This window comes from Cryobacterium lactosi (assembly GCF_004403945.1).
Taxonomy (GTDB): Bacteria; Actinomycetota; Actinomycetes; order Actinomycetales; family Microbacteriaceae; genus Cryobacterium; species Cryobacterium lactosi.
The window spans coordinates 54735-79206 of the sequence record NZ_SOHM01000035.1 but is presented as its reverse complement, the minus strand read 5'-3'; the positions used below and the strand labels follow the sequence as shown (position 1 = coordinate 79206).

The 24472-nt window shown below is 68.6% G+C and carries 26 protein-coding genes and 1 pseudogene; 14 read left to right on the top strand and 13 right to left on the bottom strand.

Annotation, left to right across the window (positions count from 1 at the left end; translation table 11 throughout):
• The 3 genes and pseudogenes from E3T61_RS17640 to E3T61_RS22500 all read right to left on the bottom strand — a co-directional run.
• Positions 1-474 (bottom strand): annotated as a pseudogene (locus tag E3T61_RS17640) (hypothetical protein); the annotation flags it as partial.
• Positions 474-1019, bottom strand: coding sequence for an orotate phosphoribosyltransferase (pyrE, locus tag E3T61_RS17635; protein ID WP_134642164.1), 546 nt, complete (start codon positions 1017-1019; stop codon positions 474-476). The gene pyrE and the pseudogene E3T61_RS17640, both read right to left, overlap by 1 nt.
• A gap of 72 nt (positions 1020-1091) precedes the next feature.
• Positions 1092-1214 (bottom strand): hypothetical protein, encoded by a 123-nt coding sequence (locus E3T61_RS22500; protein WP_255455707.1) that lies wholly within the window; start codon positions 1212-1214, stop codon positions 1092-1094.
• Between the two features lie 133 nt (positions 1215-1347).
• Between E3T61_RS22500 and E3T61_RS17630 the strand changes: the two genes are divergently transcribed.
• Together E3T61_RS17630 and E3T61_RS17625 are read left to right on the top strand one after the other, a co-directional pair.
• Positions 1348-2274: a LysR family transcriptional regulator gene (locus E3T61_RS17630; protein WP_134642163.1), complete on the top strand. Its 927-nt coding sequence runs from the start codon at positions 1348-1350 to the stop codon at positions 2272-2274.
• Between the two features lie 127 nt (positions 2275-2401).
• Complete coding sequence (locus E3T61_RS17625; protein WP_134642162.1) at positions 2402-2956, top strand: GNAT family N-acetyltransferase; 555 nt, start codon at positions 2402-2404, stop codon at positions 2954-2956.
• A 10-nt stretch (positions 2957-2966) separates the two neighbouring features.
• On the opposite strand, the gene E3T61_RS17620 is transcribed toward E3T61_RS17625, so the two are convergent.
• Together E3T61_RS17620 and nirD are read right to left on the bottom strand one after the other, a co-directional pair.
• Positions 2967-3740, bottom strand: a complete 774-nt coding sequence (locus E3T61_RS17620) for a sirohydrochlorin chelatase (protein WP_134642172.1) — start codon at positions 3738-3740, stop codon at positions 2967-2969.
• On the bottom strand, positions 3740-4141 hold the full coding sequence (nirD, locus tag E3T61_RS17615) for a nitrite reductase small subunit NirD (RefSeq protein ID WP_134642161.1): 402 nt from the start codon (positions 4139-4141) through the stop codon (positions 3740-3742). The genes E3T61_RS17620 and nirD overlap by 1 nt, the downstream gene beginning before the upstream one ends.
• 201 nt (positions 4142-4342) lie before the next feature.
• Between nirD and nirB the strand changes: the two genes are divergently transcribed.
• Positions 4343-6994, top strand: a complete 2652-nt coding sequence (gene nirB / locus E3T61_RS17610; RefSeq protein WP_134642160.1) for a nitrite reductase large subunit NirB — start codon at positions 4343-4345, stop codon at positions 6992-6994.
• A gap of 3 nt (positions 6995-6997) precedes the next feature.
• A complete protein-coding gene (cobA, locus tag E3T61_RS17605) occupies positions 6998-8104 on the top strand; it encodes a uroporphyrinogen-III C-methyltransferase (RefSeq protein ID WP_134642159.1) in 1107 nt (368 codons plus the stop codon).
• A gap of 206 nt (positions 8105-8310) precedes the next feature.
• Here the strand turns inward: cobA and E3T61_RS17600 are convergent, their stop codons facing one another.
• The 4 genes from E3T61_RS17600 to E3T61_RS17585 form a co-directional block, all read right to left on the bottom strand.
• The gene (locus E3T61_RS17600; RefSeq protein WP_134642158.1) at positions 8311-9615 is read right to left on the bottom strand and encodes a sugar ABC transporter permease; all 1305 of its coding nucleotides are present in this window, start codon (positions 9613-9615) and stop codon (positions 8311-8313) included.
• Positions 9612-10472 (bottom strand): ATP-binding cassette domain-containing protein, encoded by an 861-nt coding sequence (locus E3T61_RS17595; RefSeq protein ID WP_134642157.1) that lies wholly within the window; start codon positions 10470-10472, stop codon positions 9612-9614. Before E3T61_RS17595 ends, E3T61_RS17600 begins: the two co-directional genes overlap by 4 nt.
• A gap of 90 nt (positions 10473-10562) precedes the next feature.
• On the bottom strand, positions 10563-11645 hold the full coding sequence (locus tag E3T61_RS17590; RefSeq protein ID WP_134642156.1) for a sugar ABC transporter substrate-binding protein: 1083 nt from the start codon (positions 11643-11645) through the stop codon (positions 10563-10565).
• An 80-nt stretch (positions 11646-11725) separates the two neighbouring features.
• Entirely contained in the window at positions 11726-13015 is a 1290-nt protein-coding gene (locus E3T61_RS17585; RefSeq protein ID WP_241992654.1) for an ROK family transcriptional regulator, read from the bottom strand.
• 200 nt (positions 13016-13215) lie between these two features.
• On the opposite strand from E3T61_RS17585, the gene E3T61_RS17580 reads away from it, so the two are divergent.
• From E3T61_RS17580 to E3T61_RS17545, 8 genes are all read left to right on the top strand, one after another.
• Positions 13216-13701 (top strand): Asp23/Gls24 family envelope stress response protein, encoded by a 486-nt coding sequence (locus E3T61_RS17580; RefSeq protein WP_134642154.1) that lies wholly within the window; start codon positions 13216-13218, stop codon positions 13699-13701.
• Entirely contained in the window at positions 13698-13886 is a 189-nt protein-coding gene (locus tag E3T61_RS17575) for a DUF2273 domain-containing protein (RefSeq protein ID WP_134642153.1), read from the top strand. The genes E3T61_RS17580 and E3T61_RS17575 overlap by 4 nt, the downstream gene beginning before the upstream one ends.
• Positions 13886-14281, top strand: coding sequence for a hypothetical protein (locus E3T61_RS17570; RefSeq protein WP_134642152.1), 396 nt, complete (start codon positions 13886-13888; stop codon positions 14279-14281). The genes E3T61_RS17575 and E3T61_RS17570 overlap by 1 nt, the downstream gene beginning before the upstream one ends.
• Entirely contained in the window at positions 14278-14853 is a 576-nt protein-coding gene (locus tag E3T61_RS17565; protein ID WP_134642151.1) for a DNA/RNA endonuclease G, read from the top strand. The genes E3T61_RS17570 and E3T61_RS17565 overlap by 4 nt, the downstream gene beginning before the upstream one ends.
• A complete protein-coding gene (locus E3T61_RS17560) occupies positions 14850-15467 on the top strand; it encodes a hypothetical protein (RefSeq protein WP_134642150.1) in 618 nt (205 codons plus the stop codon). The genes E3T61_RS17565 and E3T61_RS17560 overlap by 4 nt, the downstream gene beginning before the upstream one ends.
• Positions 15468-15542: 75 nt before the next feature.
• Complete coding sequence (locus E3T61_RS17555) at positions 15543-15950, top strand: hypothetical protein (protein ID WP_134642149.1); 408 nt, start codon at positions 15543-15545, stop codon at positions 15948-15950.
• A gap of 100 nt (positions 15951-16050) precedes the next feature.
• A complete protein-coding gene (locus tag E3T61_RS17550) occupies positions 16051-16911 on the top strand; it encodes a helix-turn-helix transcriptional regulator (protein ID WP_134642148.1) in 861 nt (286 codons plus the stop codon).
• A gap of 30 nt (positions 16912-16941) precedes the next feature.
• Positions 16942-17910 (top strand): aldo/keto reductase, encoded by a 969-nt coding sequence (locus tag E3T61_RS17545; protein ID WP_134642147.1) that lies wholly within the window; start codon positions 16942-16944, stop codon positions 17908-17910.
• Positions 17911-17928: 18 nt separating this feature from the next.
• On the opposite strand, the gene E3T61_RS17540 is transcribed toward E3T61_RS17545, so the two are convergent.
• From E3T61_RS17540 to E3T61_RS17530, 3 genes are all read right to left on the bottom strand, one after another.
• Positions 17929-18495, bottom strand: a complete 567-nt coding sequence (locus E3T61_RS17540; protein WP_174777043.1) for a P-loop NTPase family protein — start codon at positions 18493-18495, stop codon at positions 17929-17931.
• Between the two features lie 59 nt (positions 18496-18554).
• A complete protein-coding gene (locus tag E3T61_RS17535; protein ID WP_134642146.1) occupies positions 18555-20171 on the bottom strand; it encodes a xylulokinase in 1617 nt (538 codons plus the stop codon).
• Positions 20172-20259: 88 nt separating this feature from the next.
• Entirely contained in the window at positions 20260-21078 is an 819-nt protein-coding gene (locus E3T61_RS17530) for a DeoR/GlpR family DNA-binding transcription regulator (protein WP_241992653.1), read from the bottom strand.
• A 103-nt stretch (positions 21079-21181) separates the two neighbouring features.
• Here E3T61_RS17530 and melA point away from each other — a divergent pair, with 103 nt between their 5' ends.
• Both melA and E3T61_RS17520 read left to right on the top strand, forming a co-directional pair.
• A complete protein-coding gene (gene melA / locus E3T61_RS17525; protein WP_134642145.1) occupies positions 21182-22507 on the top strand; it encodes an alpha-galactosidase in 1326 nt (441 codons plus the stop codon).
• Positions 22504-23364 (top strand): class II fructose-bisphosphate aldolase, encoded by an 861-nt coding sequence (locus E3T61_RS17520; protein WP_134642144.1) that lies wholly within the window; start codon positions 22504-22506, stop codon positions 23362-23364. The genes melA and E3T61_RS17520 overlap by 4 nt, the downstream gene beginning before the upstream one ends.
• Positions 23365-23366: 2 nt before the next feature.
• On the opposite strand, the gene E3T61_RS17515 is transcribed toward E3T61_RS17520, so the two are convergent.
• Positions 23367-24404, bottom strand: a complete 1038-nt coding sequence (locus E3T61_RS17515) for an amidohydrolase family protein (RefSeq protein ID WP_134642143.1) — start codon at positions 24402-24404, stop codon at positions 23367-23369.
• Positions 24405-24472: the final 68 nt, after the last annotated feature.

Here is a 24472-nt window from a genome sequence, read left to right as displayed (position 1 = left end):
CGGGGCGGCAGCGGGCGTGACCGCCGCAACGGGCGGGGCGGCAACGGGCGGCGCGGCGGCAGGCGTGGGTGTAGCGGGCTCGGCGGGGGTGGCCTTGGCCGACGGCGGCGTGCGCCGGGCGGAGTCGACGGCCGGATCGGGCTGGATGGTCGGAGTGAGACCCCAGCGGAAGCCGCCGGGCGCCGGTGCGGACTCGACGGGGGCGGTGACGTTGCCGGCCGGGGCGGCATCCGTTTCGGACGCCGGGGAGTCGGACCGCTCGGGGGCCGGGCTGGCCGGCCGAGGCGCTGGCGGGTCGGCAGCCGGTGCGACGGGAAGGGCGACGGTGGGAGCGGAGTCGGGGCGGGCATCCGCCGCGCCGTCGCCCTCGTCGGACTCGTCGGCGGACTTGCTGCTGCCGTCGGCGTTCAGCTGGGCCGCGAGCCAGTCGAGGCCAAGGTCCTTGTCGTCGTCACCGCCCTTGTGGTCTGGCATCAGCTCAGTCCCAGGTCCTCGAGTCCGATGGCCGCGTAGTACGGGTATCCGGCCGCCTCGATGATTTCGCGGGCGCCGGTGCTGCGGTCCACGACCACGGCGACACCGGCGATGATGGCGCCCACCTTGAGCAGCGCCTCGATGGCGGCCAGTGGCGACCCGCCGGTCGTCGAGGTGTCCTCGAGCACGATGACCCGCTTGCCGGCGAGGTCGGGGCCTTCGACCTGGCGTCCGCGGCCGTGGTCCTTGGGCTCCTTGCGCACGACGAAGGCGTCATAGGCGAGGCCGCGGGCGGCGCCCTGGTGCAGGATCGCGGTCGCTACGGGGTCGGCGCCCATGGTCATGCCGCCGACGGCCACGACATCCGGGATGTCCTTGATCAGGTCGATCATGACCTGGCCGATCAGCGGCGCGACCCGGTGGTCGAGGCTGACCTTGCGAAGGTCGACGTAGTAGGTGGCCTTCTTGCCGCTGGTGAGGGTGAAGTCGCCGTGGAAGACGGCGTCGGCCGAAATGTAGTCGATGAGTTTTCTGCGGGTATCCATCACAGAGCTACTTTAGGCCAACACGCGCTTCCGCGCCCCGTGCACGGTGCAGGCATGCGCGGGAGGGCGAGATTAGAAGCTGCGAACGAACTTGCGCTCGGGAGCCCGGCCGTAGCCATCCTTGTTCACAGCCACGACGGTGCCGACGATGGAACCAGCGGCAACAAGGGAGATGAGGATCATGAAAACAAACACGGTCGTGCCTTTCGAGGGAAGTGAATGGCCGTGTTATTGCGGGCTTGTGCCCGGTAACCGACGTCTTCATCAGACCACCAACAACCATTCAGCACAATCACATAGTTCTGCAGTGACTATGTAGGCTGGCTTCATGGATGTGCAACGCCTCGAATTGCTCCGCGAACTGGCCGAACGCGGGAGCGTGACGGCGGTTGCGCTGGCCACCCATCGCACCCCGTCGGCGGTGTCCCAGCAGCTGAAAGTACTCGAACGCGAAGCCGGTTTGCCGCTGACCGAACGCAGCGGACGCGGTCTCGTGCTCACGGATGCCGGCCGGGCGCTGGCCGCCAGCGCCACCGACATCGCGGTCGCGCTTGAGCGAGCGACGGCGGTCTGGGATACCTTCCGCAACACGGCCACCGGAGACGTGAGCCTGGTGACGTTTCCGACCGCCGGGCAGATGCTGCTGCCCGGCGTGCTGCAGGACCTGGCCAGCCACGAGGGCCTGACGGTGCACTGCACCGACATGGACCCGGACCTGAGCGACTTCCCGGCGCTCACCTCGGACTACGACATCGTCCTGGCGCACAGCATGCGCGGCCAGCTCACCTGGGGTGGCCGCGGCCTCACCTCGGTGCCGTTGATGACGGAGCCCCTCGACGTGGGACTGCCGGCCGACCACCGTCTGGCCGGTCGGGTCTCGCTCGGGGCCGGCGACGTTGTCGGAGAAACCTGGATCGGCGTGCCGGTCGACTACGCCTTCGAACGCGTCCTGCACGACATTGAGCTGCAGACCGGTAGCCGGGCCCGGATCACGCAGCGGTTCGCCGACATCCGGCTCATCGAATCGTTCATCATGGCAGGGCTCGGCATCGCTCTGGTTCCCCGCTATACCTCCAGTGGAAACCAGCCGGGACGGATGGTGCTCAAGCCGTTGCGCGGGCTGGACTCCGAACGGCAGATCGTCGCCTTGATGCGCCCCGACCGCGCCGAGCGACTGGCCGTGCGCACCGTCGTCGACGCCCTGCGCGCCCGGGCGGCGCAGGTGCAGGCCGAGCACGCGGCTGCGGCCGGTTAACTCGTTGTGACCCGCCCTAAAGGCGGAGAAATGTCCGACACGCCGCCCCGGCGGCCCCGCAAGACGGCGTGTCCCGAATTTCTCCGCCTTTACGGGCACCTCACGGGCCGCCGGTTAGGCTGGCGCGATGGCTGACATCGAGTGGACCTTGCGCTGGGAAGCCGATCTCTCGGCCGACGACCACACCGCTCTGGCGGTCTTGTTCGGCCGGTATTACCCGGAGCAGGAAGCTGTCTTTGTCGGTACCCGCAGCTGGATGGGCGCCCGCCCGGAAGCCCGGGTGATCGGCTACGACGCCGGCCGGCCGGTTGCTCACCTCGGCTTCGTGCGCCGGATGCTGCGCCTCGAGTCCGGCGGTTCCCAGCTGGTCGGCGACGTGGGCCTGGTCGGCGTCGACCCCGACTACCAGGGCACCGGGCTCGGCCGCCGATTGCTCGCCGAGGCTGCGACCCAACTTCAGGCCCAGGGCCTGCCGTTCGGCTTCCTCACCTGCGCCCCCGCTGTGGTGCCGTTCTATGCATCCGGCGGCTGGCGGCAGGCTGGGGGCCAGACCACCCGCATGATCGACACGTCGATGCGCCCGGAGACCTTCACGGGCCCCGCGATGGTGCTGCCGGTGACGGCGCCGTTCAGCGACTGGCCGGCCGGGCAGACGATCGTCCGCGACGGCCTCGAGGTCTAGGGCGCGGGGGCTAGCCGGCGCTGATAGCGGCAAGGGCCGCCACGGCGGCCCGGTATCTGTCAACGATGATGTCCACGAGCGCGGCGGGCGGCTCCTCACCGTCAACCAGCAATTCCGCGCTGACCACATCGGCGCCGGCCTCGCGGGCCAAGCCTGCGAAGGTGCCTGGCGCAAGGAGATAGCTCGCCACGACCACGCGGGCGCCCGGCGATTCCCGGCGCACCGCAGCCACGGCATCCGCCAGGCGCGGCTCGGCGGCAGCGATGAACGCCACCGTCACCTCGCGACCGATCAGCGCGGCGAGCTGGTCGCCGGCTGTGCGGCAATCGGCCACGGCATTCGCGTCGCTGGACCCCGCCGCGGCCAGCACCACCCGGTCCCCCGCGCCCAGGCCGCTCTCGGCGAGACGGTGAGCGACAATTCCCGCCAGGCGCTCATCGGGACCGAGGGCATCGGTGACGACCACCGATCGTGGCTGGGCGCCGGTCACAGCGTTCGCGAGGTCGAACCTCACGTGATATCCGGCGGAGACCAGCAGCGGAACGATGACGGCGGCCCGGCCGGGCTCAGCGGCCGCCAGGCAGTGCGGCACATCGGGCTGCTGCACATCGACGAACCCGCCGACCACGTCGACGGCCGGTTCGGTGGCGGTCAGGCGGCGGGTCACCGCGTCGACGAGGGCGAGCACGGCGTGCTGGGCGGCTGGGCTGCGGGACCCGTGCGAGGCGGCCAGCAACAGCGGCGCGGCATCCGGCGCGGCATCCTTCACCGGCACGGTGGGCATCACGCTGCGGCGGTCCCGGCGGCGGTCGCGGCGCTGAGTCGTACCTGCACAACACCGCTCTCCACGCGCACGGCGAAGGTGCGCAGGGCGAGGTCCGGGGTGCTGAAGCACTCGCCGGTGCCGAGGTCGTAAACCTGCTTGTGCAACGGCGATGTGAGGGTGTCCCTGTCCCCGTGCGAGCCGACGATACCGCGGCACATCACGAACGATCCGGTCGCGGGATCCTGGTTGGACACGGCGTAGACGGTGCCATCGGGCATCCGCACGAGGGCGAGCTGTTCACCATCGACCAGGGCTGCCTCGGCCCAGAGCGGTTCGAGCTGAGCGAGTTCGCACACACTCGCCCATCCGGTGGCGGCGTCGACCCGGCGGGTGGCCGTGGTGCCTTCTGTATTCAGCATGATGTCCCTCGAGGTTTCGGCACCCGTCCCGCAGGCCGGCGCCATTCCAGGGTACCCAGACCCCCCGTCGTTTCGGTGGGACCAAGGACTCTCCCCGGCGCCTCATGGAACTGACTGAATAGACAGACGCTAGACAGGTCGGCGCGATGCCGCATGCGGCGTTGGGAACACGCGGCCAGACCAATCCCGAGAGGTGCCGCGATGACACTGAACACCACCCACCAGCACCGCCGCGTCCTTGTGATCGGCGGCGGCCCGGCCGCCCACAGGTTCGCCGAGGCGATGGATGCCCGCGCTCGTGCCGCCGGCCCCGACGCACGCCCTATCGATGTCACGGTCATCGGCGAAGAGGTGCACCTTCCCTACGATCGGGTGTCGCTCTCGCACCGCCTGGACGGCCCCGAGGACCTGACCCTGGGCGACCCGGCGTTCTGGCAGTCCGAGTACGTGCATTACCGCGGCGGCAGCCGCGTCACCGCCGTGGATACCGCGGCGCAGACCGTGACCCTCGACTCCGGCGATGTTCTCTCCTACGACGATCTGGTCTTCGCCACCGGCTCGAGCGCCTTCGTGCCGCCGGTACCCGGTGCGGCCAGCGGTGTGGTCTACCGCACCATCGAAGACGTCGACTTCCTGGTCAGCGAGACCACTCGTCTGAAGGCGAAGTTCGGCCGGCCCGCGAACGTCACCGTGATCGGCGGCGGGCTGCTCGGGCTCGAGGCTGCCGGCGGCGTGCAACGTCTCGGCGCGAACACCACCATCGTGGATGGCGCCACCTGGCTGATGCCCACCCAGCTGGACCAGGGCGCGGGCATGGCGCTCGGCCGCCTGATCGACGCGCAGGGCATCGCCCTCGAGCTGGGCCACCGGCCCACCGAGATCCTCGTCGCCGAGACCGGCCAGGTGCTCGGCCTCACTCTTGACGACGATCGCCAGATCAACGCCGACCTGATCGTCTGGTCCATCGGCATCCGGGCGCGTGACGAACTGGCCCGCGCGGCGGGCCTGGAGATCGGCCCGCGCGGCGGCATCGTGATCGGTGACGACTGCGCCAGCTCGATTCCCGGCATCTGGGCGATCGGCGAGGTCGCCAGCGTCGACGGCCGTTGCATCGGACTCGTCGCCCCCGCGAACGCGATGGCCGAGGTCGTCGCCGACCGGATCAACGGCGGTGAGGCTGTGTTCCCCGGCATCGACGACGCCACCAAGCTCAAGCTCTCCGGTGTGGAGGTGGCCAGCTTCGGTGACGCCTTCGGCACCGGTGAGCGCGCCCTCGAGGTGGTCTATGCCGACCCCGCCCGCGGCCTCTATCAGAAAGTCGTCGTCTCCCACGATGCCAAGACCCTCCTCGGTGGCATCTTCGTCGGTGACGCGTCACCGTATCTGTCGCTGCGCCCGCTGCTCGGCCGGGAACTGCCCACCGAACCCGGCGCGTACCTCTCCGCCTCCGGCGCCGAACTGCCGTCCAGCTCGGACATGCCCGATGACGCCCAGTTGTGTTCCTGCAACGACGTCTCCTTCGGTACCGTGCGCGCCGCCATCCGGGGCGATCACGGAGACCCCGTCACCGAGCTCGGCGCCCTCAAAGCCTGCACCCGGGCCGGCACCCAGTGCGGCTCGTGCGTGCCGCTGCTCAAGAAGGTGCTCGAAAACGAGCTGACCAACGCGGGCCTGGAGATCTCGAAGGCACTCTGCGAGCACATCTCGATCGGCCGCAGCGAACTGTTCGAGTCGGTACGGGTGCTGCAGCTGAGCTCGTTCGACCAGATCATGGAACGCTTCGGCACCGGCCTCGGCTGCGACGTCTGTAAGCCCACCATCGCCTCCATTCTGGCGTCGCAGTCCTCCGCCTACATCCTGGATGCCGGCCGTGGCGGACTGCAGGACACCAACGACCGGGCCCTCGGCAATATGCAGAAGGACGGCAGCTACTCGGTGGTGCCCCGCATCCCCGCAGGGGAGATCACCCCGGAAAAGCTCATCGTGATCGGTCAGGTCGCGGCCGAATTCAACCTGTACACCAAGATCACCGGCGCCCAGCGAATCGGCCTGTTCGGTGCCCGTCTCGACCAGCTGCCGGATATCTGGCGCGCCCTCGTGGACGCCGGCTTCGAATCCGGTCAGGCCTACGGCAAGAGCCTGCGCACGGCGAAATCGTGTATCGGGTCGACCTGGTGCCGCTTCGGCGTGCAGGACTCCGTGGCCCTGGCGATCATGCTGGAGAACCGCTACCGCGGGCTGCGCTCGCCGCACAAGTTCAAGATCGGTGTCTCCGGCTGCGCCCGCGAGTGCGCCGAAGCCCGCGGCAAGGACATCGGCGTGATCGCCACCGAACTCGGCTGGAACCTCTACGTCGGCGGCAACGGTGGCTTCCAGCCGGTGCACGCCGTGCTGTTGGCCAAGGACCTCGACGAGGCCACCCTGGTGCAGTACATCGACCGCTACCTGATGTACTACATCCGCACCGCCGACCGCGTGCAGCGCACCGCTCGCTGGCAGGAAGACCTCGAGGGCGGCATCGACCACGTGCGCGACGTGGTCGTGAACGACTCCCTGGGCATCGCCGCCGACCTCGAGGCGGCCATGGCCGCCCACGTCGACGTGTACGAAGACGAGTGGGCGGCCACGCTGGCCGACCCGGAGCGACTGCGCCGGTTCCGTCCGTTCGTCAACTCCGACACCCCCGACCCGTCGCTCCTGCAGGTCATCGAGCGCGACCAGCCGCGCCCGGCCCGGCCCGACGAGCGTGACCACGCCACCATTGCCGGGTCGATCCGGCGCACCGGCCGCCGCATCCCGGTGAGTATCGACGGCGTCGACATCTCCCGCGTCCCGGCGACCGGCGCTGAGTAGCCCGTGCAGCTCGGCCTGGATTACACCGGAAAACGGGTACTCGTCGTGGGCGGCGCGCACGCGTCGCGGCGCGTTCTGGCGCGCTACCTGGCCACGGGGGCGACCGTGTACCACCTGGTCGCGCCCGGTGCGGTGGCCGGCGCCGGTGTGCCAGCCGCGCGGGCGGTGCCCGGGGTGCTCGCTCCGACGTTCCCTCGGTCGATCGGCGCGTGGAACGCGCTCATCGCCGCGGTGGATCTGGTCGCCGTCGTGGAGACCAGCCCACACGCGGAGGCCGTCATCGCGGCGGCCTGCGCCACGAACCGTACCTGGTTGACCCGGGAGGCCCCGGCCTCGACCGCCCCGATCGGATCGGTCACGCTCGTCGGCGGTGGCCCAGGGCTGGAGAAACTGCTCACGGTGGGAGCCATGGCGGCGCTGAAGGCCGCCGATATCGTCTACTACGATCGGCTGGGCCCGACCGACCGGTTGGGCGACTGGGCGCCCGGCGCCGAACACGTCGACGTCGGTAAGGCTCCGGGCCATCACGCGATACCGCAGCGTGACGCCGAGCGGATGATGGTGGCCTCGGCCTTGGCCGGCCTCACGGTCGTTCGGCTGAAAGGCGGCGACCCGTTCGTGTTCGGCCGGGGCGGCGAAGAGGTTCTCGCCTGCCGCGCCGCCGGTGTGCCAGTGACCGTGATCTCGGGGGTGACGAGCGCGATCGCTGTGCCGGCCGCGGCGGGCATCCCCGTCACGCATCGTGAGGTGAGCCACCTGTTCACTGTGATCTCCGGTCATGCCCCGATCAGCGACGCTGAGCTGACCCACCTGGTCGGCCTGGACGGCACCATCGTGGTGCTGATGGGCATCGGCACCCTGCAGCAGCTGGTCGCCGGCCTCGCCCGGCTGGGCATGCGCAGCGACATACCCGTCGCGATCGTGGAGCGCGGGTTCGCACACGACCAGCGCACCACAATCGGCCGGCTGGACACCATCGGCGCCCTCGCGACCCACGCCGGGGTACGCTCCCCCGCCGTTGTGGTCATCGGCGAGGTGGTGGCGCTGGCCTCGCACGGTGACGACGCAGCCGCCGACCTCCTGCGCGACGCCGCTGAGCTGGCTTCCTAAGCACCACTGAGCACCTTCCCCGTGGGCCGAGTTGCCGAATTGTGCCCCTTCGGAGCGGTCGAAGGGGCACTTCGCGGCAAGGCGGGGTACAGCAGGGGCGGGCACACCAAAGACGGTGATCCCGCCGCCGTCCGGCTCCGCTGCCGTGTAGGTATGAGAATCACCGCCTTTTCTGCCGCCTCCGCCCGGCCCCGGGCGGGAGGCGGTCAGGCTCTACCGTGCGACACCCGGGTGCGGCGCGACAGGGAGTCGACGATGACCGCGAGCAGCAGCACCGCGCCGGTGATCATGTACCGGATCGACGAGTCCAGATTGAGCAGGGTGAGGCCGCTGGAGATCGACTGGATCACCAGGATGCCGAGCAGGGCGGAGAACGCGCTGCCGCGGCCACCGAACAGGCTCGCGCCGCCGATCACCGCCGCGGCGATGGCGTTGAGGTTGGTGTCACCGCCGCCCGAGCCCTGGTTCGCCGCCGCCAGCCGGCCGGCGGCGAGGATGCCGCCGAGGGCCGCGAAGGTGGAGCAGAGCATGAACACCGAGAGGTAGACCCCGGTGACGTTGATACCCGAGCGTCTGGCGGCCTCGACGTTGCCGCCGACAGCGTAGACCGACCGGCCCCACTTGGTGCGGGTGAGGAAGAAGTTCATCACCACCACGAGCACCAGGAACAGCAGGAACATGGCCCCGACCCCGCGGGTCTGGTTGAGGTACCAGGCAGGTACGCCGAGCACCACGAGCAGGAACACGCTGCGCACCACGATCGACGTGGCAGGCACGGCGGAGAGTCCCGCCGCGGCCCGGCGGTTGGCGGTGACGAACAACTGCGCCGCATAGGCCAGCGCTGTGAGAACCACCAGCACGTAGGAGAGCCAGTCGGGCAGGAACCACTGCTGGGCGAACTGCACGATCCAGGAGTCGAAGGGGATGTTGATCGACCCCGTCGAACCGAGCACCCACAACTGCAGCCCCAGGAAACCGAGCAGACCCGCCAGGGTGATGACGAAGCTGGGTACCCCGAACCGGGTGTACAGGAACCCGTAGAGCAGACCGATCACCATACCCGCCAGCAGCGAGGCCAACAGGGACACGGGAAGGGGCCAGCCGAGGTTGACAAAACTGACCGCCAGGATGGCCGCGGACAGGCCGCTGACCGACCCGACCGACAGGTCGATCTCGCCCAGCAGAAGCACCAGCACGATGCCGACGGAGATGGTGCCGACGGCGGCGCACTGGAGGGTGAGGTTGACGAGGTTGGTGCTGGAGAGGAAGTTCGGGTTCAGCAGCGAGAACACCACCCAGATCACGATCAGGCCGATCACGACGGGCAGCGAACCGATGTCGCCGGACCGTACCCGTTTGCCGAAGGCACGCACGGTACCGCCGATGCCGTGCGGCTGGATCAGGCGTTCGTCCTGAAGATCTGCCGCGACGGCGGCCAGCCGAACCGTTTCGGTGGGCGGGGCGGTGTCGTCGGCGCCGGCAGGCGGCGGGGTTGAAGTCGGGGTCGTCATGGCCGTTCCTCCTTGGGGAGTTCGGTGTCGGTGGCCGTCGCCGCCGCAGCAGTGGCGTCGGCGGAGTCCACCCGCGCCTGGGCGCGACGGGTGACGGCGTTATCGCTGGCTCCGGTGATCGCCGCGATGATGTCCTCGTAGCTGACGTCGGCCACCTTGAACTCGCCGTTGTTGCGGCCCAGTCGCAACACCACGATGCGGTCGGCGACGGCCTGCACATCCGCCATGTTGTGGCTGATCAGCACCACGGCCAGGCCACGTTCCCGCAGCCGTTCGATGAGGTTGAGCACCTCGGCAGTCTGTGCCACGCCCAGGGCGGCTGTGGGTTCGTCGAGGATGACGATGCGCGGTTCGCCGATCAGCGACCTCGCGATCGCCACGGTCTGACGCTGGCCGCCGGAGAGCGAGGCCACCGGGATGCGCACCGACGGAATGCGGGCCGAGAGCTGCCGAAGCAGACCCCAGGACCGCTTTTCCATCTCGACCTCGTTGATGGTGGCGCGCCCGAGTTCGTGGCCGAGGAACAGGTTGGCGACCACGTCGAGGTTGTCGCAGAGCGCCAGGTCCTGGTACACGGTCGCGATGCCTAGATTGTTGGAGTCGGCCGGGTTGTTGATCGACACCGTCTTGCCGTCGTGACTGATGGTGCCGCCGTCCTGCGGATGCACCCCGGCCAGGATCTTGATCAGGGTGGACTTGCCGGCACCGTTGTCGCCGACGAGGGCGACCACCTCACCGCTGTAGATGTCGAGGTCGATGTCGGTGAGCGCCTGCACGGCTCCGAAGTTCTTGTCGATTCCGCGCAAGGACAGGACGAGGTCGCCAACAGGCGCCTCCGGGGTGGACGTCACGGCCATTGTGAATCCTCTGCTCGAGATGAGAGCCGGCCGGGAACCGAATCGTGGGTGCGGTGTCCCGGCCGGCCGTTTCGATGCGCCGTGCGGCTGCTACTGCAGCCCGGCCGCGGCGCAAGCGTCGGCGTACTCGTCGGTGCAGATCTCGTCGACGGTGTAGAAGCCGTCATCGATCACGGTTTCCTGGATGTTGTCGACGGTGACGACCACCGGGGTCAGCAAGGTCGAGGGGATGTCCTGGAATGTCGTGTCCGGGTCCGGGGTATCACCCTGGGCGAGCTGGTGCGCGACCTCCGCCGCCTTCTCGGCCTCGAGCTTGATGGCCTTGTAGACGGTCATGTACTGGTCGCCGGCGACGATCCGCTGGATAGCGGCGAGTTCGGCGTCCTGTCCGGTCACGGGCGGGATCGGTTCGGTGCCTGCGGCCTTCACCGCGGCGATCGCACCGCCGGCGGTGCCGTCATTGGCGGCGTAGATGCCCGACATCTCGGTGCCGAACTGGGTGATCTGGCCGGCCGCCCACTCCTGGGCCTTGTCCGGGCTCCAGTCGGGCGTGTCGTATTCGGCGAGGATCGGGATGCCGCTGGGGTCGATCACCGAGTGCGCGCCCTTCTTGAACTCCGCCGCGTTGGCGTCGGTCGGGGATCCGTTGATCATGATCAGGCCCGATGTGGTGCCGTCCTCGGTGAGCCTGTCGACGAGGGCGGTGCCCTGCAGCACACCCACCTGTTCGTTGTCGAAGGAGATGTAGTAGTCGACCTTGTCGCTCTTGATCAGCCGGTCGTAGGAGACCACCGGCACGTCCTGTGCGGCGGCGGACTCGGCGATACTGGCCGCAGCGGCCCCGTCAACGGGGTCGAGCACCAGCACCTTGATGCCCTCGGTGAGGGCTGATTCCGCCTGCTGTTGCTGCTTGGCGGCATCCTGGTCGGCGTTGGCGTAGATGATCTCGTAGTCTCCGAGGGACTTGAGCTTCTCTTCGAAGAGCGGCCGGTCGAAGCTCTCGTACCGGGTGGTCTTGGATTCGGGGAGGAGCAGGCCGATCTTGATGGTGTCACCGGAGCCGCCACCGTCGGTGCTGCCGGAGTCGGAACCGTTCGATGTGCACGCGGTCAACGTTCCTGCGGTCATGATCAGAGCGACCGCCAGGAGCGCGAGCTTCCTGGGTTTTCTCATGATGTGCCTCCTACTGTGACCACCCTCGTTGGCGGTGTAACGAGCATGCCCCCGGTGCCAAATGCCGTCAAGGCTTGAACTCAAGAGGCCAGACCGCCCCTTTCGGGCGATATTTCGGGGGTGCGCACCGGGAAGATTCCGCCGATTCCGGGCAGGATGTCGGGGGCAGGGGCGCCGGCGACGGTGCGGACGGCGTCTTCGGGCCGGCCCGCCGAGATCTGGGCCCTGTCGATGGCGAAGAGCACGGCGCCGAGTACCTCGGCTCGTTCGCCGAGCTCACCCTTGACCACCTCCGGTCCCCCGGAGACGGTGGCGAGGGTCGACCGCTCCAGCGCGTGCCGGAGCGGGCTGAGCAGCATCTCGCCGGCTTCGGCCAGTTCGCCGCCGACCACGATACGGTGCGGGTCGATCAGGTTGCTCAGGCCCGCCAGCGCGACGCCGAGATGCCGGCCGGCGTCTGCGATCACCCGGCGGGCCCTGGCGTCGCCGGCGTCGGCGCGCAGCACGATGTCGCGGAGCTTCACGTCGCCGTGGCTGCCCGGGAACTGCGCCGCAAGGGCGGATGCCCCCACCAGGGTCTCCAGGCAGCCCCGGTTGCCGCACCGGCAGACGAGGCCCTGCTCGTCCAGGGTGAGGTGACCGATTTCGCCGGCCTTGCCGCTGCCTCCGCGGTACACCCGGCCGTCGACGATCAGGCCGGCGCCCACGCCGTGCGACACGCGCAGGTAGGCCGCCTGCCGGACGCCCTGGGCGGCGCCCATGCGGTATTCGGCGAGCGCGCCGAGATTGGCCTCGTTGTCGACGAACACCGGTCGGTGCAGCCGGGCCTGAAGCTCCTCGGCAACGGGCACACCGTCCCAGCCGCGCAGCAGGCCGGCGGTGGCGATGATGCCGGTGCGCGGGTCGACCGGCGCGGCCAGGCCCACTCCCACCGCGAGCACCTCGCCCGGGCCGGCGCCGACCGATTCGGCCATGTCCTGGATGAGCAGCATCACCCTGTCGAGTTCGCTGTCGGCCCGGTGGTCGCGGGCCAACGGCAGCATCCGTTCGGCCAATACCTGGTGCCCGGCGTCGGCCAGGGCCAGCCTCAGCTGCCGGTTGGACACGTGCAGTCCCACCACCAGGCCCATCTCGCGGGCGAGTGTGACCCGCACCGCGCGGCGGCCGCTCCGCGATGTGGGTGTGGTCGTCAGCACCCCCGTGGCAGCCTGCTCCTTGACGATGTTCGAGACCGTGGCCGGCGACAGTCCGGTGACCGCGGCCAGTTCCACCTGGGTGAGAGCGCCGTAGTGGGTGATCGCGTCGAGAATGCGGGCACGGTTGGCCTCACGCAGGGACGACTGCGACCCGGGATTGCGGCGACTGCTCACGGGAAACACGATAGTGCCGGGCACGGCCACCAGAGCGGATTCCGATGACTTCGCTGGGAAAGCGCCGCACAGGAACGAAAAAATCCCACCGATTTCGTGACGAACTCCCTGTTGGCCCCCACTTAGGGATATGGCGATCCACTCGCCCCGGCTCAGCGATTCGCCCGGCCGGCCCGTCAACAGAAAACGAGGACGTTCCCATGGCCAACGAAGACACCCGCCCCACCACCGCCGCCCCCACGACCGTGCCATCGGCCCGAGTCGACAGCGCGTCGCGTGTGGCACCGGCATCCGCATCCACCGGGGAAGCGCGCGGCAAGAACACCGTCGCCGACGGCGTGGTCTCCAAGGTCGCCGGCATCGCGGCCCGCGAAGTCCCCGGCGTCTTCGCGCTGGGCGGCGGCGGGGCCCGTGCGCTCGGAGCGCTTCGCGGCGCGGTCGGCCAGGACGATCTGACCCAGGGTGTGAAGGTCGAGGTCGGCGAGACCCAGGCCGCCGTGGACGTCACCATCGTCGTGGAATACCCCGCCCCGATCCAGCAGGTCGCCGACGCCGTGCGCACCCAGGTGACCAACGCCATCACCGGCATGGTCGGCCTGGAGGTGGTGGAGGTGAACGTCGCCGTGAACGACGTGCACCTGCCCACCGACGACCAGGACGACCAGGTGGAGGCGCGCGTCTCATGAGCGCCACCGTCACCGGCATCGCCGCCGGCGCGGCACTCGCGTTCGCGGCCCTCGTCTTCGGCTTCTGGGGGTTCCTCCTCGTGGCCGTCTTCATGGCCGTCGGCCTTCTGATCGGGCGTTTTCTTGACGGCAAGCTCGACCCGCGTGGCCTTGCCAACGCCCTGAGCGGAAAACGCACGTCCTGATGCCAGCCGACAGCCACGACGCTTCCGGCCGGGAGGGCACCCTCCCGGCCGGCGGACCGGGGTATCCCGGTCACATCACCGTGCGACCCCAGGCTCTGAACACCGTCGCCAGGGCCGTCTCCGCCGAGTCCCTGGGCGTGGACCCCAGCCAGGTCACCGTGACGCTGCGGGACGACCATGGCCTACTCGGTCTTGAGGTGGCCACGCCGATCAGCATGCCCGACCTGGGCACCATCGGCCCCGGCCATGCCGGAACCACGCTCCTGCAGCGTCTCGACGACGCGCAAAACGACATCCGCACCACGACCACCCGGATCACGGGCAATCAGGTGGGGCGGGTGGATATCCGCGTGCGCGGAGCACACATCACCGAAGAACGACGGGTACCACGATGAAGACACCGTATGCACGCATCGTCCGGCGAGAGACCCACTCCCCGCGCACCGTGACCACTATCGTGCTCGCGAGCGTGATCGCCCTGGCCTGCATCTACCTGGGCACCGAACTGGTGCTGCGGATGCTCGGGCAACCGCCGCTCCTGGCCACGCCGGCGGATGCGTTCGGCTGGGTGGCGGCGCTGCCGACCCTGCAACCGCAGTGGGCGATCACCGTCGGCGGCACTCTGCTGGCACTCGTCGGCCTGCTGCTGATGGTGCACGCGGTGCGGTCCGGCCGGTTGGCACGGCATCAGATGATGCACGAGGGCCGAGCGGTGATCGTGGACAACGGGGTACTCGCCTCGAGCATCGCCCGCCGCGTCGAGACCGTCGCGCGACTCCCCCAGGGCCAGGCCGCCGTGTCGGTGTCGCACCGCCGGGCTGTCGTCGAGGTCACCCCGACGTCGGGAATCCCGGTCGATGACGCGGCGATCCGCAGCGCCGTCGCAGAGGAGATCGGCTCCTACGATCTCAGGCCCGCCTTGCGCCACACCGTACGCGTCAAGACGACAGGAGTGATCGGCTCATGAACGATACGAACCGGGCGCTGAACCGCGTCTTCATCTTCCTCGTCGGACTGGTCCTCCTGGTCGCCGGCGCGGGCGCGGCCGCCCTGGAGTTCTGGCCGTGGTGGGCCGCGCGATGGGATGATGCCCGCACAATCACCGACACCGTGGTGGCCGACGCGCTCACGGCCACACCGGTGCCAGGCACCGACTTCAGCTGGTGGCTCCTCGCCGCCGTCCTGGTCTTGCTGCTCGTCGTGATCCTGATGGTGGTGATCATCGCAAATGTCGGCGGCGGCGGCAGCCGGGAGATCTACCGCAAGCCGGTCAGCGAACAGGATGCGTCGTCGGACCGGCTGCTGATCGACACGTCCTTCGCCGCGGAGGCGCTGAAGCACTCCCTGGACAAGCGGCCCGACCTGGTCGGTACCACCGTCGGTGCGTTCACGGTGAAACGCCAACCCGTGCTGCACGTGGGCGTCACCCCACGGCAGGGTGTCTCGCCGCGCCTGATCATGGAGGAGGCCGGCCGCCTCATCGACAACCTCGCCCAGGTTGTCGGTGACGCCCCGGCCACGTGCCTCACCATTCATTCGGGGCTGCGCGCACGGCTCGGCCACGACCAACGGGTGCGCTGAGCGGTCGCCCCGGATGTGCGAAGTTTCGAGGTGCGGAGTCACGATGGGCGGAGTCGCGAAGTGCGGAGTCACCCCATGACCCGGTGGACCCGGTCCCGCGGCCCCGCCCGCCCGCGCGCCGTGTGGGTCGCGCTCGGGGCCGGGGTCCTGGGCAGCCTGCTCCTGGCCGGCCTTGTTCTCATCCCGCTGCTGGGACTGATCGGCGCCAGCGCCGGCGCGGTCTGGTTCGTCCCCATCCCCGTCGGCCCGATCAGCGTGGCCACGATCGTCGGGTTCGTTCTGATCCTTGCCCTGCTCGCGCTCATCACCCGGGTGCGCAGCGTGCCGCTGGCCTGGACCCTCGCGGTCGCCGCCCTCTTCTGCGCGCTGGCGACCAGCCTGTTCCCGGCGGTCGCCGTGGCCCAGGCCGGGGTGGAGCAGGGCGGTCAGATCATCCCGTGGATTCTCGACTGGGTCAAAAAGGCCGCCGGGCTCATCCCCTGACGCACAATGACGCCGGCCCGCTCGCCGGCTTGACCGTTGGCGCCTGAGGTGTCTTGGCAGGGAACCCCACGGGTGACCGCTCGCGGCTAGCGTGATCGGTGTGGATAACCGGAACGAGGTGCGCGAGTTCTTGACCTCGCGTCGAAGCAGAGTGACGCCGGAGCAGGTGCAGCTGCCTGCCGGGACGAACCGTCGGGTGCCGGGGTTGCGCCGATCCGAGGTCGCCATGCTGGCCGGTGTGAGCGTGGAGTACTTCGCGCGCCTGGAGCGCGGCAACCTGGCTGGAGCTTCCGAATCGGTGCTCGACGCGATCGCCACCGCGCTGCTGCTGGACAAGGCCGAGCGCGCTCACCTGATCGACCTCGCGCGCGCAGCGAACGAGTCACCGGTTCGCGCCGCCCGGCGAACCGCACCGCAGACCATCCGGCCGGTGATGCAGCTGGCGCTCGACGCTGTCACCGCGGGTCCAGCGTTCGTGCGGAACGGCCGCATGGACGTGCTGGCCGAGAACGCACTCTTCCGAGCCCTCTACTCCGAGCTCTATGCGATGCCGGAACGACCGGTGAATCTCGCCAGGTTCGTGTTTCTGCACCGCGAGAGTGCTGAGCGGTTCTACCCCAACTGGTCGATGTCGGCAGACATCAACGTGGCGATCCTGCGCACCGAGGCGGGGCGCAACCCTCATGACAAGGCACTGCACGACCTGGTCGGGGAGCTGTCGACGCGGAGCGCCGAGTTCCGCACCCGGTGGGGCGCCCACAATGTGCGCCACCACGCCTCCGGCGAGAAGGTGTTTCACCATCCCATCGTCGGCGAGCTGCGGATGGTCTACCAGGCGATGGAGCCGATGGACCAGCCCGGACTGAACTTCCTCATCTATACCGCCGAAGCCGGCACCCCGACCGAGGACTCACTGCGGCTCCTCGCAAGTTGGGCGGCCACGGCCGGCATCCAGGCCTGATGGCCCGTCCGCAACCCGAAGGAGATCACCATGGAACACGCACGCCTCGGAACCACCGGGCTGAAGGTCAGCCGGCTCGCGCTGGGCTGCATGAGTTACGGCGACCCCAGCAGGGGCCTGCACAGCTGGACCCTCGATGAGACCGCGTCCGCGCCATTCTTCCGCCAGGCGATTGACCTCGGGATCACCTTCTGGGATACCGCGAACGTCTACCAGCAGGGCACCAGCGAAGAATTCATCGGCCGGGCCATCCGCGAGTACAGCCGCCGCGAGGACATCGTCCTGGCCACCAAGGTCTCCGGGAAGATGCACGACGGCCCCGGCGGATCCGGGCTCTCCCGCTCGGCGATCCTCGAGCAGGTCGACGCCTCGCTCAGCCGCCTCGGCACCGATTACATCGATGTCTATTACGTGCACCGCTTCGACCCCGACACCCCCGTCGAGGAGACGATGAGGGCATTGGATGACCTCGTGCGCGCCGGCAAGGTGCGCTACCTCGGGGCATCGTCGATGTTCGCGTGGCAGTTCGCGAAGCTGCAGACCGCGGCCAGGCTCGGCGGATGGACCCCGTTCTCGGCGATGCAGGACCAGTACAACCTCCTCAAACGCGAGGAGGAACGGGAGATGATCCCCCTCTGCTCGGACCTCGGCGTGGGACTCGTCCCGTACTCCCCCAATGGCAAGGGCCGGCTTGCCCGCCCCCGCGGACAGTCCAGCGACCGCGAGTCCGTCGACGTCGTCGCGAAGGCGTTCGACAGCGACCTCGATGCTCCGATCATCGACGCGGTCGAGCGCATCGCCGCCGAGCGGAACGTGCCGATGGCAGCGATCGCTCTCGCCTGGGTGCTCCACAATCCCACCGTGTGCGCCGCGGTGGTCGGAGCGACCAAAGCCGCGCACCTCACTGACGCCGTGGCCGCCCTCGACCTCGAGCTCACGGCCGACGACATCCGGCGCCTGGAAGCTCCCTACACAACCCAGGAACCGTTCTGGTGGTGACGGCGCACCTCGCCCGGACTAGCGCACAGCGTCGCGGAGCGCTCCGGCCAGCCAGCGCTCGACCTCGCGCTGCGATCGCAGCCTGACGACAACCAAGTGCGGATGCTCCAACGCCAGCTGAGGCACCCGCTGGTGGTAATTGCGCCGCGTGGAGACCGCCCACCGCACGATGTGCTCACGGTCGGTGAACACCGTGTGCAAGGGAGGCTCGACGTTACCGTTCCACAAGGCCTCCCTGTGAACCCGGCGACGGATGGTGCGGCGGATGACACGCGGCAGAGTCACCCGCAGAAACGGCAGGTCGAGCCACACGAGCAGGTCAGCTGACTCGGCCAGAAGAGGGCGGGCCACGGAGTACTGCCACTCGGTTGTCCAGGATTCCGCGGCAATGAAGGCCCGTACGTCGTCGAGGAAGTCCGGCCGCTGGACCCAGTTGGGGCCGTGGAACAGTGCGTCGATCTCGGTGTGGGCGCCGCCGGTGAGCCCGGCGATTCGTGCGGCGAGGGTGGTCTTGCCCGTGCCGGACACCCCCGCCACGAGCACGCGGCGGGGACGCTGGGGAAGGGCGCCGTCGTAGGAGAGCATCATCGGTGGATCAGGAACTCGCGTGCCGCGGCAGGGCCACTGCCTGTTCGACGATCCGGTCAGAGCGTTTCGACGGCGGCCAGTTCGACGGCGAGGCCCGCGGCGTAGCGGTCGAGGTAGCTCGAGAAACCGGCGACGTCCACGGGGTCGGGGGCGACGGTCTCGAATTCCTGCCCGGCGAACACCCGCTCACGCAGGTAGCCGTCCAGGTCGAGGTCCACACCGGATGCGGCGGCCGCCGTGTAGGACGCCAGGACAGCGATGCCCCAGGCACCGCCCTCCGACGCCGTCTCGGCGACGGACACCGGGGCGTCCAGGGCTCCGGCGAGGAAGCGCTGGGCCACACCGGCGGTGCGGAACAGGCCACCGTGCGCGAACATCGCATCGAGTGCGACGCCTTCCTCTGCGAGCACACGCATGCCGAGGGCGAGCGTGCCGAACACGCCGTAGAGCTGGGCGCGCATGAAGTTGGCGAGGGTGAGCCGGCTGTCGGGGGTGCGCACGAAGAGCGGCCGGCCCTCGGTAAGGCCGGCGATCGGCTCGCCGGCGAGGTGGTTGTAGGCCAACAGGCCGCCGGCATCCGCGTCACCCTCGAGCGCCTCACGGAACAGGGCGTCGAAAACCGCGTCGCTGGAGACGGGGTTTCCACTGGCCGCGGCGAAGCGGCCGAACATCCCGGCCCACGCGGCGAGCTCGCTTGCCCCGTTGTTGCAGTGCACCATCGCGACAAGATCGCCGGCGGGGGTGGTGACCAGGTCGAGTTCGTGGTGCACCTTGGTGAGCGGGCGTTCGAGCACGACCATCGCGAAGATGCTGGTGCCGGCGCTGACGTTGCCGGTGCGCGGGGCGACTGAGCAGGTGGCGACCATGCCGGTGCCGGCGTCGCCCTCTGGCGGGCACAGCACGGAGCCGGGTCGCAGCGCACCGGTCGGGTCGAGGAGCGCCGCACCCGCCGCCGTGAGGTCACCGGCCGGTACGCCGGCGACGAGCACCTTCGGCAGCACCGCCGCCAGGATGAGGTCGGGAGCGGACTCGGCGACCAGGCCGTCGTAGCGGGCGAGCAGTTCGGCGTCGTAGTCGCCGGTGGCGGAGTCGATGGGGAACATGCCCGACGCGTCACCGACGCCCAGGACCTTGCGGCCGGTGAGCTGCCAGTGCACGTAGCCGGCCAGGGTGGTGATGAAGTCGATCTGCGGCACGTGCGGCTCGTGGTCGATGACGGCCTGGTGCAGGTGGGCGATCGACCAGCGCAGCGGGATGTTCACGTCGAACAGCTCGGTCAGCTCGGCCGCCGCGGGCCCGGTGGTGGTGTTGCGCCAGGTGCGGAACGGCACCAGCTGGTCACCCGCGGCATCGAATGCGAGGTAGCCGTGCATCATCGCCGAGACGCCGATCGCGCCGTAGCCCTCCGGCCGGATGCCGTACTTCGCGTCGATGTCGGCGATGAGGGCGGAGTGCGCGGCCTGAATGCCGGACCACACGTCCTCGAGCGAGTAGGTCCAGACCCGGTCGACGAACTCGTTCTCCCACTCGTGGCTGCCCACGGCGAGGACCTCGGACAGGTCCTCGCCGATCAGGCAGGCCTTGATGCGGGTCGACCCCAGCTCGATTCCCAGGGACGTTCGTCCGCTGAGGATGGAGGTGCGGGCGGCCTCATGTGCATCATTGCTCGTCATACCTCGATTATGGCGGTGTCTGCCCGCCGATATTTCCCTCACAGGCGATCATCGAGGTGGTCCATGGACGGAATGCGGTGTCCCGCATTCATTCGGTGTCAGCGAGGACCACCCTGACGCCGGCTTGCCGAATGCGGTCGAGTTCGACGGCGTCGGCGGAACTGTCGGTGATCAGAAAATCGATCTGATCGAGCTCTGACATCTGGGCCAGAGCAACGCGGCCGATCTTTGACCCGTCGGCGACGACGATTGTGCGCTGCGCCTTCGCGACCATTGCATGGTTGGTTCGCGCCTCGGTCTCATCGTGGGTCGTCACTCCTGCCGCAGCGCTCACACCGTCGGCACCGAGGATCGCAGTGCCGACGTTGACCGCGCTGAACGTGTTCTCCGCAAGCACCCCGACAAGCTCGAGCGACTGAGGCCGGAGGACACCGCCGGTCATGATCACTTTCAACTGCGGGTACAGGGTGACGAGGCCCGCGATCGTCAGAGAATTGGTCACGATGGTGAGCTCCCGATGCCCGGCCAACGCTCGCGCGACCCCGGCGGTCGTGGTCCCTCCGCTCAGGGCGACGGCGTGGCGTTCGAGGGGGATGAGGGCAGCTGTGCGGCGAGCGATGAGCCGTTTCGCATCCTGGAACTTGGTGTCGCGCAGGACGACGGGGAGTTCGGTGCCGTGACTTATCGACGTGGCGCCTCCGTGAGTTCGGATCAGGAGCTTCTGGTCGGCGAGTACGGCGAGGTCGCGACGAGCTGTTGCGGCAGAGATGCCCAACTCTGCTGCCATGGCGTCCAAGGTCACGTGGCCGCGGGCGGCGACAAGATCGAGGATTTCCACCATTCGCTGGGCGCGCTTGGCCGACCCGCCCTGGATGGCGGCGAAGGAACTTTCGTCCGAGGCACTCACGTTTTCCCCATTCTGGCGCTAGCCGATCATCTGCAGTGATCATTTTATACATAAAACGCTCATTCGGTTGCGTACTCTGTGCAGTACGTCCCAAGATCAGTGCATGACACAGATTGTTTTCCTCGGTGCCGGCAGCGTCGTCTTCACCCGCCAGCTTGTCGCTGACCTGGCCCGCTTCGACGACCTCCCCGCGTTCACCCTCGTCTTGCATGACATCGATGCCGACCGGCTGGCGGTTGCACACGGCACCGCGGTGCAGGTGACCCGTAGATTCGGCCGGGACATTACCGTCGTCGCCACCCTGAACCGCCGTGAAGCACTCGAGGGCGCCGATGTGGTCGTCAATATGATTCAGGTGGGGGGCATCGCCGCGACCCGCATCGACCTGGAGGTTCCTGCCCGATACGGCCTACGTCAGACGATCGGCGACACCACAGGTGTCGGCGGGGTGTTCCGCGCTCTCCGGACCTTCCCGGTGCTTTCAAGCATCGCGCAGGACATGCTCGAGCTCTGCCCCGACGCCTGGTTCCTGAACTACACGAACCCGATGGCGATGAACGTGTGGTGGATGTCGGTCGTGGCGCCTGAACTCAAGGTCGTCGGCCTCTGCCACAGCGTGCACTGGACGGTGAACGACCTCTGCGAGCTGATCGGAGTGCCGCTGGAAGGCACTCATTACCGTGCCGCCGGAGTGAATCATCAGGCGTGGCTGCTCGAGTGGAGCCGAGACGGCGTTGACCTCTATCCGGCATTGCGTGAGCTGATCGCAGCCGATCCGGAACTGCAGCGACGCGTCCGCGTCGAGATCTTCAAGCGCGTCGGCCATTACCCGACCGAGACCAGTGAACACTCCTCGGAGTACCTGGGCTGGTTCCTGCGCTCCGATGAGCAGATCGAGCGTTTCCGAATCGAACCGCTTCAATACCTCGGAATCTCAGAAGAGAACGTGGCGGAGTTCGAGCACGCGAAGGAGCTGCTCGCGGCCGGCCAGGACCTTGAGCTGGAGGACGGCGCCGCCGAGTACGCCCCGCAGATCATTCACTCCCTGCTCACGGGCACCGAGCGCATCATCCATGCCAACGTGGTCAACATCGGGCTCATCGACAACCTGCAGCATGGCGCCGTTGTCGAGGTGCCCAGTCGCGTGGACCGCGACGGGGTGCACCCGCTTCCGTTCGGCTCAATCCCCGAGGTCGGCGCCACTCTCAACCGCACCTACCTGGGCGTCGCCGCCCTCACGATCGAAGCCGCACGCACGGGAGACCCCCTTCTGGTGCGCCAGGCCGTGCTGATGGATCCGAACGCGAGCTCCACCCTCACTCCGGAGCAGATCTGGGCGCTGTGCGACGAACTCACCGAACTGCACGCCGACTTACTTCCACGCGCACTCGGTGGGCGCCTGGAGATTCTGGGCACGGTCAGCGTGTGAGCCTCACGTCGACGCGTCGGCTCGTAGCGCAGGCTTCGGCCGACGGCGGAGCCGTCGCTGCTTTCAACGTGATCACCCTCGATCACGCCGAGTCGATCGTGGCCGGGGCCAGTAGGGCCGGCGCCGGCGCCCTCCTGCAGCTGAGCGAGAACGCCATCCGCTTCCACGGATCACCGTGGCCCATTCTCGCTGCCTGTCGGGAGCTGGCAGACGCAGCATCCGTGCCGATCGGCATCCACCTCGACCACCTCGAGGATGTGGGCCTCGTGCGGGGAATTCTGGCACGAGCCGGGGAGTTCGGCATCGGCTCGCTGATGTTCGATGCGTCGCGACTCGACTACAGCGAGAATGTCCGGGCCACCCGCGGTATCGCCGAGGAGGCTCAGGCTGCAGGGCTGTGGGTCGAGGCTGAACTGGGCGCGATCGGCGGCAAGGAGGGCGCTCATGCTCCCGGAGTGCGCACGAACCCCGACGAGGCGCGCTCCTTCGTCGAGCAGACCGGCGTCGACGGTCTGGCTGTCGCCGTGGGAAGCTCTCACGCCATGCTCGAGCGTTCGGCGGTCATCGATGTTGCCCTGGTGGGACGCCTGGCCACCAGTGTCTCCGTGCCGCTCGTGTTGCACGGCTCGTCGGGCATCGCCGACGACATGATCAGGCAGGCCGTCGAAGCCGGCATCCGCAAGGTCAATGTCGGCACCGCTCTGAACATCGCGAGCACCGCCGCACTGCGAGCCTCCCTCGCCGCAGCGCCAGACGTGATCGACCCTCGCAAATTCAGCCGCGGGGCCCGCGACGCGACGGTCGCTCTCGTGGCCCAGCTGTGCCGGGTGATCTCCTTCGCCCGACTGGGAGCCTGAGGTCAGTCGAGACCGAGCACTCGCCTGGCGTTGCCTCGGTACAACGCCTCGAGGCGGTGCGGCGGAAGATCGAGCGCGGAGACGGCCCATCGGCCTTGTCCAGGGATGCTGCTGCCGGGGTCGTAACTGAAGCCCTCGTCGTCGGTCTCGATGAAGCGGTAGTGCAGGGCATACTGCTCCCCGGCCACGGGATACGCGTCGGTACCGAACAGGACACGATCGGGGAATCCCTCAACCAAGCGGGCGAAGCGTCGCGGCTGGCGGCCGAGCTCCGCGATTCGCCCGGCGATATCGACTGTGTAGTTGTCGGCAGCGGCGAGCAGGCGCTCGACCCTGTCGAGGTCCTCCGCCGCCCCGCCTACATGCGCACCGATGAAGGTCGTTCCCCCACAGGCCAGCACCAGGGCAGCATGCGCGTCGAGCAGCTCGTCGAAGCTCGGGTGCCTGTCCCGGTCACCGAACCACCAGTCGCGAGCGGTCGCGAGTTCGTCGATGCGTTCGTTGTGTGCGTCGACGGGGTCGAAGAAGGCGATCGGATCCGCGGTGTGGATCAAAACCGGCAGCCCGAGGGTGCCGGCATGTCGAAGCACGGTGACAACCCTGGCATCGTCGGGCCGGATGAGCGATCCGTCCGCATCCCGCACGGTCAGGCCCAGGTTCTTCCAGACCTTCAGTCCGCGGGCGCCACGCGACGCGCTGTCGTCGAGTGACTTCAGCAGCCGCTCGACACCGTAAGTTTCGGCGAGCACTGCCCAATCCAGCTGACAGAAGGTGAGGAACCTCCCCGGGTGCGCCCGGTCATAGCGCTCGACATTGGCGGTCACTTCATCGCCCCACATGCCGTCGAGATTGACGATCGTCTCGACGCCGTGTTCGTCCAGCACCGCGACGAGGTCCTGAACATCGGGGACCATCCACTCCCCCTCGCTGAGCCAACGCCCCAAATGATTGTGGATGTCGATCGCCGCGTATGCAGGTCGGTTCAGGACCGTCTCGGCTGCCCGCAGTTGACTGCGCGGGGTCCAGTCGGCCAGCCTCATGGCAGAGATTCCATCCCAATCAGGCACAGGTGGCGCATCCTCTCACCGTAGATAATCACTCAGAGTGA